Source organism: Massilia sp. P1_C10, from assembly GCF_056406475.1.
The window spans coordinates 316,598-329,429 of record NZ_JBFUAC010000003.1 but is presented as its reverse complement, the minus strand read 5'-3'; the positions used below and the strand labels follow the sequence as shown (position 1 = coordinate 329,429).

Annotated in this window: 12 protein-coding genes; 10 read left to right on the top strand and 2 right to left on the bottom strand. The window is 61.8% G+C overall.

Annotation, left to right across the window (positions count from 1 at the left end; all coding sequences use genetic code 11):
* The first annotated feature begins 23 nt into the window (after positions 1–23).
* Entirely contained in the window at positions 24–1,139 is a 1,116-nt protein-coding gene (gene ald / locus AC1D02_RS09140; protein ID WP_477315936.1) for an alanine dehydrogenase, read from the top strand.
* A gap of 91 nt (positions 1,140–1,230) precedes the next feature.
* Here the strand turns inward: ald and AC1D02_RS09135 are convergent, their stop codons facing one another.
* Positions 1,231–2,013 (bottom strand): 5'-methylthioadenosine/adenosylhomocysteine nucleosidase, encoded by a 783-nt coding sequence (locus AC1D02_RS09135; protein ID WP_477315934.1) that lies wholly within the window; start codon positions 2,011–2,013, stop codon positions 1,231–1,233.
* A gap of 687 nt (positions 2,014–2,700) precedes the next feature.
* Here AC1D02_RS09135 and AC1D02_RS09130 point away from each other — a divergent pair.
* From AC1D02_RS09130 to AC1D02_RS09095, 8 genes are all read left to right on the top strand, one after another.
* Positions 2,701–3,738: an NAD(P)H-dependent flavin oxidoreductase gene (locus AC1D02_RS09130; protein ID WP_477315932.1), complete on the top strand. Its 1,038-nt coding sequence runs from the start codon at positions 2,701–2,703 to the stop codon at positions 3,736–3,738.
* A 12-nt stretch (positions 3,739–3,750) separates the two neighbouring features.
* The gene (locus AC1D02_RS09125) at positions 3,751–5,388 is read left to right on the top strand and encodes a GMC family oxidoreductase (RefSeq protein ID WP_477315930.1); all 1,638 of its coding nucleotides are present in this window, start codon (positions 3,751–3,753) and stop codon (positions 5,386–5,388) included.
* Positions 5,389–5,485: 97 nt separating this feature from the next.
* Positions 5,486–6,256 (top strand): ABC transporter ATP-binding protein, encoded by a 771-nt coding sequence (locus AC1D02_RS09120; RefSeq protein ID WP_477315928.1) that lies wholly within the window; start codon positions 5,486–5,488, stop codon positions 6,254–6,256.
* A complete protein-coding gene (locus AC1D02_RS09115) occupies positions 6,256–6,963 on the top strand; it encodes an ABC transporter ATP-binding protein (RefSeq protein WP_477315926.1) in 708 nt (235 codons plus the stop codon). The genes AC1D02_RS09120 and AC1D02_RS09115 overlap by 1 nt, the downstream gene beginning before the upstream one ends.
* Before the next feature lie 45 nt (positions 6,964–7,008).
* Positions 7,009–8,217: an ABC transporter substrate-binding protein gene (locus AC1D02_RS09110; protein WP_477315924.1), complete on the top strand. Its 1,209-nt coding sequence runs from the start codon at positions 7,009–7,011 to the stop codon at positions 8,215–8,217.
* A gap of 197 nt (positions 8,218–8,414) precedes the next feature.
* Complete coding sequence (locus tag AC1D02_RS09105; protein ID WP_477315922.1) at positions 8,415–9,299, top strand: branched-chain amino acid ABC transporter permease; 885 nt, start codon at positions 8,415–8,417, stop codon at positions 9,297–9,299.
* Positions 9,300–9,320: 21 nt separating this feature from the next.
* Complete coding sequence (locus AC1D02_RS09100; protein WP_477315920.1) at positions 9,321–10,304, top strand: branched-chain amino acid ABC transporter permease; 984 nt, start codon at positions 9,321–9,323, stop codon at positions 10,302–10,304.
* 170 nt (positions 10,305–10,474) lie between these two features.
* Positions 10,475–10,579 carry a DUF1272 domain-containing protein gene (locus AC1D02_RS09095; protein WP_477315918.1) on the top strand — a complete coding sequence of 35 codons (105 nt, stop codon included), beginning with the start codon at positions 10,475–10,477 and terminating at the stop codon, positions 10,577–10,579.
* A 171-nt stretch (positions 10,580–10,750) separates the two neighbouring features.
* On the opposite strand, the gene AC1D02_RS09090 is transcribed toward AC1D02_RS09095, so the two are convergent.
* Positions 10,751–11,908, bottom strand: a complete 1,158-nt coding sequence (locus AC1D02_RS09090; RefSeq protein ID WP_477315916.1) for an iron-containing alcohol dehydrogenase — start codon at positions 11,906–11,908, stop codon at positions 10,751–10,753.
* Between the two features lie 105 nt (positions 11,909–12,013).
* Between AC1D02_RS09090 and AC1D02_RS09085 the strand changes: the two genes are divergently transcribed.
* Positions 12,014–12,784, top strand: a complete 771-nt coding sequence (locus AC1D02_RS09085; protein ID WP_477315914.1) for a sulfite exporter TauE/SafE family protein — start codon at positions 12,014–12,016, stop codon at positions 12,782–12,784.
* Positions 12,785–12,832 lie beyond the last annotated feature (48 nt).

Below are 12,832 nucleotides of genomic sequence, written 5' to 3'. Positions count from 1 at the left end.
CGTTGTACAACTTGGAGGAAGAGATGATTGTAGGAGTTCCGAAAGAGATTAAAAACAACGAGTTCCGGGTGGGCCTCACGCCGCCGAGTGTCAGGGAACTCACCTCGCGCGGCCATCAGGTGCTGGTGCAGAAAAGTGCCGGCCTCGAGATCGGCTTGCCCGATGAACAGTACGTTGCGGCCGGCGCGGCCATCGTCGATACCGCAAAGGAAATCTTTGCGCGTGCCGAGATGATCGTGAAGGTCAAGGAACCGCAGCCGGTGGAGTGCGCGATGCTGCGCCCTGGCCAGGTGCTCTACACCTACCTGCACCTGGCGCCGGATCCTGAACAGACCGCCGCGCTGGTGCGTTCGGGCGCGGTCTGCATCGCCTACGAAACCATCACCGGCGCCGGCGGCGGCCTGCCGCTGCTTGCGCCAATGAGCGAAGTGGCGGGGCGCATGGCGATCCAGGCCGGCGCCGCCCACCTCGAGAAATCGAAGGGCGGCATGGGCTTGTTGCTGGGCGGCGTGCCGGGCGTGGCCGCCGGTCACATCGTGATCATCGGCGCCGGCGTGGTCGGCACCAATGCCTTGCAGATGGCGGTCGGCACAGGCGCGCGCGTCACCGTGCTCGACAAGAGCATGGAGCGCCTGCGCCAGCTCGACCTGATTTTCGGCAATCGCATCTCGACCCAGTATTCCAACGCGCATTCGATCGAGGAGGCGGTGCTGTCGGCCGACCTGGTGATCGGCGGCGTGCTGGTGCCTGGCGCCGCGGCGCCGAAGCTGGTCACGCGCGACATGATCTCGAAGATGAAGCCGGGCGCGGTGGTCGTCGACGTCGCGATCGACCAGGGCGGCTGCTTCGAAACCTCGCATGCGACGACCCATGCCGAGCCGACCTACGTCGTCGATGGCGTGGTGCACTACTGCGTGGCGAACATGCCGGGCGCGGTCGCGCGCACCTCGACCTTCGCGCTGAACAACGCCACCATCGGCCACGCGGTTGCCCTGGCGACCAAAGGCTGGCGCCAGGCGATGCGCGACGATGCGCACCTGAAGAACGGCCTGAACGTGTGCGAAGGAAAGGTCACTTACCAAGCCGTGGCGGAGGCACTGAAGTACGACTACGTGCCTGCGGACTCGATGCTGGGGTAATTCCAGGAACAAGCTGGAAACTTGGCCCACTTCGGTGGGCCGTTTTTTTCTTGCGCCGACAATTCAGCTGGCGCCGCTTTTGCAAGTGGCTCTATGCGCTGGGCTGGCCCTGCTGGCAAAAACGCCTGACGATATGGAAGGCGTAGCGCGCAGCGACGGATTTCACGAATCGCATGAAGTCGTGCGCGGCGTCTTCGTTGGCGTTGTCCGAAATGGTCCGGATCACGGCAAACGGCACGCCGAGCTCGAAACACACCTGGGCCACCGCCGCCCCCTCCATTTCGACCGCCAGCAAACCCGGATGGGAATTTCCCAAACGCCCGATGTGATCACGGCTGCTGACAAACTGGTCGCCACTGGCAATCAGGCCGCGGTGCACGCTTGGACGCTGCAGTCGAAAAACCTGCCGTTCCTCCTGTTCGATCACATCCAGGAAGTCGCCGGCAACGAAGTCGTGCGCGGCGCCAGCCAAGTGCGCCGACAGGCTGGCGTCGGATGCGAAGTGCGCCAGCCCAGTCAATGGCACCTCAAACCGCGGGAACAGGGGGCTGGCGTCCATATCGTGCTGAACCAGGGACTCGGCCACGACAATGTCGCCAACAGCCACCAGGGGGCCTGCAGAGCCCGCTACACCGGTAAACAGGATGTGGGTAACTCCGAACTTCTCCACAAGCATGGTCGCCGTCATCGCTGCGGCGACCTTCCCAATACGCGACAGGACGCACACAGCGTCGATTCCCCACAAGCGGCCGGTGGCGTAGTCACGCATGCCGTGCGTGGCCGTGGCGAGCCCTTCCATGGCCTGCACGAGCCCTTCCTGTTCTTCATGAAGGGCGCTGATGATGCCTAAGCGCTTGATTTTGTGATGGTTCATGCTTCCTGGAAGACGGTTTGCGGGGTTGTCCCCGCTGTTCGCGCTGGTTTACTGTTTTATATAAAGGTATGTATACAAATATAGTAGTAGATAGTAAACGACGAATTTTTTGTGGATAAGTCGGTTTTTATCAACAGGCTCAACGTTTTACAGCATTTACAAGTAGCCTGAAAAGGATTGTATCCAGTTGGGATCGTTGTTGGATAAAAATTTGGCTGTGGAAAAAGAGAGCGGTTCTGCACAAACGATGCTGTGGATATCCAAGACCTTATCCACAGGTGCTGGTTATGACCTTTAGGACGTGCAGACTTTTTTGCGTCGTTTTTTGCATGTTGGCGTAAACCAATTTTTTTGAAATTCAAACAAGCTTGCAAAAAAATCGGTTTTTCGACGTCCTCCTTTTTGAACGAAGCGGGTTTCGGGGTTCTTCGACGCGCGAACTTTCGTTTGCTTGTTTACTTATATAAGTATGTATACAAGGTTAGTAGTAGTTGTTAACGCGCCATGTTTTCTGTGGATAAGCCCTAAAAATTCCACGTAAACAACAACTTGCGAGCTGTACAAACTTGTTAACGAGTCTGTATGTGACTGGTAGCAATTCTGGACAAAAATTGGGGTGTGAATAAAATGACGTTTATCCACAAACGGTACCTGTGGATATTCATAGACTTATCCACAGGAGGCTGTATGGATGTGTTGTCGCTGATGGAATTCCCCATCATCCAGGGCCCGATGGCAGGCGGTTCGTGCACGCCGGCGCTGGTGGCTGGGGTCTCGAATGCCGGCGGCCTCGGCAGTTTTCCTGGTTCCCTGCTGTCCCCGGCAGCGATCCGCGAGCAGGTCGGCCAGATCCGCTCCCTGACCGACCGGCCTTTCCTGATGAATTTCTTCGTCCAGCCGACGCCGCATCCGACCGAGGCCGAAGTCCGGCACGGAATCGAGCTGCTGCGCCCGGTCTGGCAAACGCTCGGCTGGTCCGAACTGGCTGTGCCCAAGCAATGGTGCCAGGACTTCGAGGCCCAGTTCGACGAGCTGGTGGCACTTAAGCCGGCAGTCGCCAGTTTCACCTTCGACATCCTGACCGAAAGCCAGGTCGAGCGGCTGCACTCGGCCGGCATCGCCGTGGTCGGCACCGTCACCACCGTCGACGAGGCGCTGGCCTGGGAAAACGTGGGCGCCGACGCGGTGGTCGCGTCCGGCGTGGAGGCGGGCGGCCATCGCGGAACTTTCCTCGGCCCGCAGGAAGACGCGACGCTTCCTGCCCGCGAATTGTGGTCCTGGGTGTCGGACGCCGTGCAGATTCCCGTGATCGCCGCCGGCGGCATCATGACCGGCGTCGATATCAAGGATGCGCTCGCACTCGGCGCCAGCGCGGTGCAGATGGGTACCGCCTTCCTGGTCACGGACGAGTCGGGCATCCATCCAGCCTACAAGCAGCACCTGCTGTCGGGCGCCCATTTGCGCACCCGGCTGACCCGGGCCTTCTCCGGCCGGCTCGCCCGCGGCGTCGAAAATCGCTTCATGCAACAAATGGAGAGTGTCGAGTCGCAAGTTCCAGCGTATCCTGTCCAAAATGCATTAACCGCCGGTATTCGTGCTGCTGCAGCCGAGCGCGGCGACATCGAGCTGATGTCGATGTGGGCCGGCGCCGAAGTGGGGCGCTCGCGCGCGCTGTCGGTGGCGCAGCTGATGCAGACCCTGGTGGCGGAGATGCGTCCAACCTGAAAGGAGCCTTGATTGGAATCGGCGGGAGATTACGACTACATCATCGTGGGAGCGGGTACCTCGGGCTGCCTGCTGGCGAACCGCCTGACCCGCAACAAGAACGTCAACGTCCTGCTGATCGAAGCGGGCGGCAAGGACGATTACCTGTGGATTCACATTCCGGTCGGCTATCTGCACTGCATCGGCAATCCGCGCACCGACTGGCTGTTCAAGACCGAGCCGGATGCCGGCCTGGGCGGACGCTCTCTGATTTATCCGCGCGGCAAAGTGCTGGGCGGCAGTTCGTCGATCAACGGCATGATCTACATGCGCGGCCAGTCCGGCGACTACGACCGCTGGGCCGAGCTAACGGGCGACGATTCCTGGGCCTGGGACAAGGTGCTGCCGCTGTTCATGAAAAGCGAAGACCACCACGGCGGCGCCAGCGCGAGCCACGGCAGCGGCGGCGAATGGCGCGTCGAAAAGCAGCGCCTGTCCTGGCAGATTCTCGATTCCTTCCGCGAGGCGGCGGACCAGGTGGGCATCCCGAAAGTCGACGATTTCAACCGCGGCGACAACGAAGGCTGCGCCTATTTCGAGGTCAACCAGAAACGCGGCATCCGCTGGAATACGGCCAAAGCCTTCCTTCGGCCGATCGCCGGGCGCCCGAACCTGACCATCATGACCGGCTGCCACGTCGAGCGCCTGATTATTGAGCAGACCGAGCAGGGGCCGGTTTGCCGCGGCGTCGAGTTCACCGGCGGCGGAAAGGCCTGGCGCGCCGACGCCAGGCGCGAAACCTTGCTGGCGGCCGGTTCGATCGGTTCGCCGCAGATCCTGCAGCTGTCGGGCATCGGCCCGGCCGCGGCGCTGCACAGCCACGGCATCGCGCCGCTGGCCGACCGCCCCGGCGTCGGCGAAAACCTGCAGGATCACCTGCAACTGCGCATGATTTACAAGGTCAACAACGCGAAAACGCTCAACACCAGCGCCGCCGGCTGGTTCGGCAAGATGAAAATCGGCATCGAGTACACCCTGATGCAGAGCGGCCCGATGTCGATGGCGCCATCGCAGCTGGGCGCGTTCGCCAAGTCCGACCCGTCGCAGCCATCGGCCAACCTGCAATACCACGTCCAGCCGCTGTCGCTGGAGAAGTTCGGCGATCCGCTGCATCCGTTCTCGGCGTTCACCGCCAGCGTGTGCAACCTGCGCCCGACTTCGCGCGGCCACGTGCGGATCGCCAGCAAGGACAGCTACGCCGCGCCGAAAATCACGCCCAACTACCTGAGCACGCCGGAAGACCGCAAGACCGCGGCCGATGCGCTGACCCTGACGCGCAAGATCGTCGCGGCGCCGGCGATGGCCAAATACGCGCCGGAGGAGTTCAAGCCGGGCGTGCATTTCCGCACGGAGGAGGAGCTGGCTGAAGCGGCCGGGCAGATCGGCACCACCATTTTCCATCCGGTCGGGACCTGCAAGATGGGCAAGGCGGACGATCCGATGGCGGTGGTCGACAGCGAGCTGCGTGTCATCGGTGTCGCAGGGTTACGCGTTATCGATGCATCGGTGATGCCGAACATCACGTCCGGCAACACGAATTCGCCGACCCTGATGATCGCCGAAAAGGCCGCCGGCCTCATCACCGCCGCTTCGCACCGAATAAGTGCATAGCCAATGGTAGTTATACCGTATTGTGACGAAATTTTATTGTGTGTATTATCGTAAGAAAATTACATCTTAGTAATTATAAAAATATTTGGGAGACTCAATGGCGGAAGTCATCTTAGAGACCAGGAACCTTACCAAAGAGTTCAAGGGTTTCACCGCGGTCAATGACGTGAACCTGAGCGTCCAGCGCGGCCATATCCACGCGCTGATCGGCCCGAACGGCGCCGGCAAGACGACCTGCTTCAACCTGCTGACCAAGTTCCTGGTCCCGACCTCGGGCCAGATCCTGTTCAACGGCAAGGACATCACGGCGGCCCAGCCGGCGCAGATCGCGCGCATGGGCATCATCCGTTCGTTCCAGATTTCGGCCGTGTTCCCGCACCTGACCGTGCTGCAGAACGTGCGCATCGGCCTGCAGCGGCAGCTCGGCACGTCCTACCATTTCTGGAAGAGTGAGCGCTCGCTGTCGGAACTGGACGCGCGCGCCATGGAATTGCTGGCCGAAGTGGACCTGACCGAATTCGCCGACACCGTCACCGTCGACATGCCCTACGGCCGCAAGCGTGCGCTCGAGATCGCCACCACGCTGGCGATGGATCCCGAGCTGATGCTGCTCGACGAGCCGACCCAGGGCATGGGCCACGAGGACGTGCACCGCGTCACCGAGCTGATCAAGAAGGTCTCGGTCGGCCGCACCATCCTGATGGTCGAACACAATATGAGCGTGGTCGCCGGCATCTGCGACAAGATTTCGGTGCTGCAGCGCGGGGCCATGCTGGCCGAAGGCAGCTACGCCGAAGTATCGCAAAACCCGCAAGTCATGGAAGCCTACATGGGCACCGTCAACGCCGACCTGGAAGGAGCGCATTGATGGCCGCCGCACTCGAAATCACCAACCTGCAAGCCTGGTACGGCGAATCGCACATCCTGCACAACGTCAACCTGACGGTGAACCAGGGCGAAGTCGTCACCCTGCTCGGGCGCAACGGCGCCGGCCGCACCACCACCCTGCGCGCGATCATGGGCCTGACCGGCAAGCGCAGCGGCTCGATCAAGGTCAACGGCGTCGAGTCGATCGGCATGCCGACCCACAAGATCGCCCACCTCGGCATCGGCTACTGCCCGGAAGAGCGCGGCATCTTTTCGTCGCTGTCGACCGAGGAAAACCTGATGCTGCCGCCGCAACTGAACGGCGCGGAAAAGGGCATGTCGGTGCAGGAGATCTACCAGATGTTCCCCAACCTGTACGAGCGCCGCAACAGCCAGGGCACCCGGCTGTCGGGGGGCGAGCAGCAGATGCTGGCGGTGGCGCGGATCCTGCGCACCGGCGCGCGCCTGCTGCTGCTGGACGAAATTTCCGAAGGCCTGGCGCCGGTCATCGTGCAGGGCCTGGCCCGCATGATCACGACGCTCAAGGCCAAGGGCTACACCATCGTCATGGTGGAACAGAATTTCCGCTTCGCCGCACCGCTGGCGGATCGGTTTTACGTGGTGGAGCACGGTCAGATCGTCGAGACCTTCGCTTCGTCTGAGTTGAACGCCAAGATGCCGGTTTTGACCGAACTTCTCGGCGTGTAATGTGCATTCGTTGATCCACAAATAACTATCCTTCACGGAGACAAAATGAAACTGAAAGCAATTGCCCTCGCAGCCAGCGCCGTGTGCGCCCTCGGGTTGTCCTTTTCCGCCCAGGCGCAAGTGTCGGGCGACGTCATCAAGATCGGCCTGATCACCGACCTGTCCGGCACCTATTCGGACATCGACGGCAACGGCGGCGCCGAAGCGGTCAAGATGGCGATCGCCGACATGGGCGGCATGGTCAACGGCAAGAAAGTCGAATTCGTCGTGGCCGACCACCAGAACAAGGCCGACATCGCCGCCAGCAAGGCGCGCGAGTGGTTCGACCGCGAAGGCGTCGACATGCTGATCGGCGGCACCAACTCCGGCACCAACCTGGCAATGGCCAAGATCGCCGCGGAAAAGAAAAAAGTCTTCATCTCGATCGGCGCCGGTTCGGCCCGCCTGACCAATGAAGAGTGCACCCCGTACACGATCCACTATGCTTACGACACCATCGCGCTGGCGCGCGGCACCGGCTCGACCATCGTCAAGCAGGGCGGCAAGTCGTGGTACTTCCTGACCGCCGACTACGCGTTCGGCCAGTCGCTCGAGAAGGACACCACCGACGTCATCAAGCCGGCAGGCGGCACCGTGCTGGGCAGCTCGAAGCACCCGCTGGCGGCGTCGGACTTCTCGTCCTTCCTGCTGCAGGCGCAGAATTCGAAGGCACAGATCCTGGGCCTGGCCAACGCCGGCGGCGACACCATCAACACCATCAAGGCGGCCAACGAGTTCGGCATCACCAAGACCATGAAGCTGGCCGGCCTGCTGATGTTCATTAACGACGTGCACTCGCTGGGCCTGAAGCTGACCCACGGCATGTACCTGACCGACGGCTGGTACTGGGACCAGAACGCGGAAACCCGCGCCTGGTCGAAGCGCTACTTCGCCAAGATGAAGAAAGAGCCTTCGATGCTGCAGGCGGCCGACTACTCGGCCACCATGAACTACCTGGCGGCGGTCAAGGCCACCGGCACCGACGACGCCGACAAGATCATGGCGCACATGAAGAAGACCCCGATCAACGACATGTTCGCCAAGGGCGGCGTGATTCGTCCGGACGGCCGCATGGTCCACGACATGTACCTGATGCAGGTGAAGGAACAGTCGGAGTCGAAGTATCCATGGGATTACTACAAGGTCGTCGCGACCATCCCTGGCGCCCAGGCTTACGCCACCAAGGCCGAGAGCAAGTGCGCGCTCTGGAAGTAATCTAGCTGGTTGTTTTTGCATGACGAAGCGGGTCGCGTACCCGCTTCTTTTGTAATGGGGATGTCGATGCCGCGGCAAGTTCATGCGGCGCCGACAAACCCGGGGTCAGGTCCGGCGGACCCGACCCCAGCCTTTGGTCCGCGGCGCGTGTCCCTCGACATGGCCTTTTTTATTAGTCCTTTTTGTACTGTGATGCCATGGAAATTTTCGGCGTTCCTCTCCCAGCCATGATGAGCCAGCTTCTGCTGGGACTGGTCAATGGCTCGTTCTACGCGATGCTCTCGCTTGGCCTGGCCGTCATCTTCGGCCTGCTCAATGTCATCAATTTCTCGCACGGCGCCCTGTACATGATGGGCGCCTTCCTCGCGTTTATCGGCGTCACCACCTTCGGCCTGCCGTACTGGGCGATGCTGGTGATCGCCCCGCTGGTCGTCGGCATCTTTGGCATCCTGGTCGAAAAGTCGATGCTGCGCTGGCTCTACAAGCTCGACCACCTGTACGGTTTGCTGCTCACCTTCGGCATCACCCTGCTGCTCGAAGGCGTGTTCCGCTCCTTCTTCGGGGTGTCCGGCCAGTCGATCGACGTGCCCGAACTGCTCTCTGGCGCGACCAACCTCGGCTTCATGATGATGCCGAACTACCGCGCCTTCGTCGTGGTGGCCTCGCTCAGCGTCTGCCTGGCGACCTGGTTTGTGATCGAAAAAACCAAGCTCGGCTCCTACCTGCGCGCCGGCACCGAGAACCCGAAACTGGTCGAGGCGTTCGGCATCAACGTGCCGCTGATGGTCACCTTGACCTACGGCTTCGGCGTCGCGCTGGCCGGCTTCGCGGGCGTGCTGGCGGCGCCGATCATCAACGTCACGCCACTGATGGGCTCGCACCTGATCATCGTCGTGTTCGCCGTGGTCGTGATCGGCGGCATGGGTTCGATCATGGGTTCGATCCTGACCGGCCTGGGCCTGGGCATCATCGAGGGCTTCACCCGGGTGTTCTATCCCGAGGGGTCGGAAGTGGTGGTGTTCGTCGTGATGGTGATCGTGCTGATGATCCGTCCTGCCGGCTTGTTCGGCAAAGAGAAATAATATTTCATAACGGAGCATATTTTGAACAAAAAAATCGGCTACCTGATCGCCTTCGCCATTGCGCTGGCCGCCCCGTTTATCGGCTATCCCGTGTTCCTGATGAAGTTGATGTGCTTCGGGCTGTTCGCCTGCGCCTTCAACCTGCTGATCGGCTACACGGGCCTGCTGTCGTTCGGCCACGCTGCCTTCTTCGGCAGCGCCGGCTACATCACCGGCTACGCCTTGTCGGCGCTCGGCTTGCCGGTCGAGCTGGGCATCCTGCTGGGCGTGGCCGCGGCTGCCGCGATCGGCCTGGTGATGGGCCTGCTGGCGATCCGCCGCCAGGGCATCTACTTTTCGATGATCACGCTGGCGCTGGCGCAGATGGTGTATTTCGCCATGCTGCGTTCGCCGTTCACGCACGGCGAAGATGGCTTGCAGGGCGTCCCGCGCGGCAAGCTGTTCGGCGTGATCGACCTGGCCAATGACACCACGCTGTACTTCGTCGTGCTGGCGATCGCGATTGCCGGCTTCGCGCTGATCGTACGCACGGTGCACTCGCCGTTCGGCCAGGTGCTCAAGGCCATCAAGGAAAACGAGCCGCGCGCCATTTCGCTCGGCTACGACGTCGACCGCTACAAGCTGACCGCTTTCGTGCTGTCGGCCGCGCTGGCCGGCCTGGCGGGCGCCACCAAGACGCTGGTGCTGGGCTTCGAGACCCTCACCGACGTGCACTGGAGCATGTCCGGCCTGGTGATCCTGATGACGCTGGTAGGCGGCATGGGCACGCTGGTCGGCCCGATCCTGGGCGCCTTCATCATCATCGCGCTGGAGAACAAGCTGGGCGACCTGGGCACCTTCCTGGCGGCCACGACGCACATCGAGTGGTTCTCGACCCTGGGCGAGTCGGTCGGCATGGTCACGGGCCTGATCTTCATTGCCTGCGTGCTGCTGTTCCGGCGAGGGATCGTCGGCGAGATCGGCGCGGCAATCGCTGCCGCCAGCCGAAGAAAGAAAGTCGCCTGACTTCAAAGACGCCCCAGGACGCATTAAAACGCTCCTGGGGCGTTTTTCTATGGAAATTGCTATCGGATTAGGGTGTCGTTTTTGCGAAGGCAGGAAGCCGTGCTGGATCGGCTCTGCAGGGATTCCTGCCTCCGCAGGAATGACGGTTCTTAAGATAGCGATAGTACGGCATGCCTGATTGTGTGGACAACATTGTGCATAACGTGTGTCCAAACTGTGGAGGGAATTTCGTTCCGCGACCAATTCGGCCCACTCACTTAAAAACCGGTGGATAAGTCGGAGTTCGCGCCGCTGCTGGCGGCGTTGAGGGATGCGCCGCCAGGGGCGCGCTGAATAACCTTGTGGATAACGCTGTGCACAGCGGGTGTACAGCTTGTGTTTAAGCTGTGGAGAAGGGCCAGTGGTCCTTTTTGAGTCGCTGACCCCGAAGTTGACCGCGGCGCGAGCTACAGCGCCGCGGCGTAAATTGCCCGCGCATGCTCGCGTGTCATCTCGCGCGGGTTGTTGCCGAGCAGGCGAGTCTGCTTCATCGCGTCGTCCGCCAGGCGGTCCAGGTCCGCCTCAGAGATCCCTACCTGCTGCAGCGTCGTTTCGATCCCCGTCATCTTGGCGATTTGCTGCATCGCAACAATCAATGCTTCCGCACGCGCTTCCGAACTGCCTCCGACATGCGGGGCGACGATACCGGCCATCTCGGCGTAATGCTCCATCGCTTCCGGCATGTTGAACCGCAGCACATGCGGCAGCACCAGCGAATTCGACAGCCCGTGCGGCACGTGGAAAATGCCGCCGATCGGATACGCCAGCGCGTGCACCGCCGCCACCGGCGAGTTCGAGAAAGCCTGGCCGGCAAAATAGGCGCCGAGCAGCATGGCTTGGCGCGCTTCCAGATCGCCGCCGTTTTCGCAGGCTTTCAGCAGATTGCCCGACAGCAGCGACAGCGCGTGGCGCGCCAGCATATCCGACATCGGGTTCTTTTTGTGCTTGCTGGTGAACGCTTCGATCGCATGCACCATCGCGTCGATGCCGGTGGCAGCAGTCACCATCGGCGGCAGGCCCAATGTCAGTTCGGCGTCGAGGATCGCCAGGTCGGCGTACAGCTGCGGCGCGACCACTCCCATCTTGGTGGTCTCGCCGGTCGTCACGATCGCGATGTTGGTCACTTCCGATCCGGTGCCCGCGGTGGTCGGCACCTGCACCAGCGGCAGGCGCTTGCCGGTGACGTTGCCGATCCCGTAGATTTGCCCGATCGATTGCTCGCTGCCGGCCAGCACGGCGATCAGCTTGGCCACGTCCATCGAGCTGCCGCCGCCGATGCCGATGACGATGTCGACCGCATGCTGGCGCGCGAATTCCACCGCATTGAGCACCACCTGTTCCGGCGGATCCGCCACGACGTCGGAATACACCAGCGCCAGCAGGTTCTGCTGCTCGAGGTCATGCTTCGGCGCGTCCACCAGGCCGGTGCGCAGGAACCCGGGATCGGTGACGATCATCGCGCGCCGGGCGGACGGGAAGTGCGAGCGCACATGCTGGCCCAGCTGGGCCGCCGCGCCGGGTGCGGAAATAAGATGAGGGACGGTGCTGAAGTTAAACGGATTCATGGTCGGGAAGGTCCAGTGGTCGATACGTCAAGCTTACACCAAGGCCGGCTGCGGTTGCTCTGTTTCTTCCGTACAATATCGGATGGATTCTTTTCAAGGATGGTGATGGTCGATTTTCTGTTGCTGGGCGGCGCCGCATTCCTGGCTGGCCTGGTCGATGCGGTGGTGGGTGGGGGCGGTCTGATCCAGATCCCGGTGTTGTTCTCGGTGTTCCCTAAAGAGGTTCCGGCGACCTTGCTCGGCACCAGCAAGCTTGCCGGCGTGTTCGGCACCAGCGCTGCCGCGGTCAATTACGCGCGCCGCGTCAAGGTTGCCTGGAGCGCCGCCGCCCCCGCAGCCCTTGCCGCTTTTGCGCTGTCCTTCGCCGGCGCCTGGACGGTGACAAGGGTGCCGGGAGACTTTGTCCGTTCGCTGCTGCCGCTGGTCCTTCTTGCCGTCGCGATCTACACCTTCCGCAAAAAGGACTTCGGCGCCGTTCATGCGCCGGTCCACAGCGGCATGACCGAGAAACTGGTGGCGGTGGGGATGGGGGCGTGCATCGGTTTCTACGACGGTTTCTTCGGCCCCGGCACCGGCAGTTTCCTGATGTTCCTGTTCGTGCGCTTCTTCGGCTTCGATTTCCTCAGCGCGTCGGCTGCGGCAAAGGTCGTCAACGTCGCCTGCAACATCTCGGCGCTGATGTGGTTCGGTTACAGCGGCCATCTGTTATGGCAACTCGGCTTGCTGATGGCGGTGTGCCAGGTCGCCGGTTCGCTGTGCGGAACGTGGCTGGCGATCCGTCACGGCAGCGTATTCGTGCGCAAATTGTTCCTCGTTGTCGTCACTCTATTGATCCTCAAAACGGGCTTCGACGCCATAAAGCGCTGGTCGTTGTGACCCATTTGTTCCACGTGAAACAATCGCCGCCACGCGGTTTTCGATTGT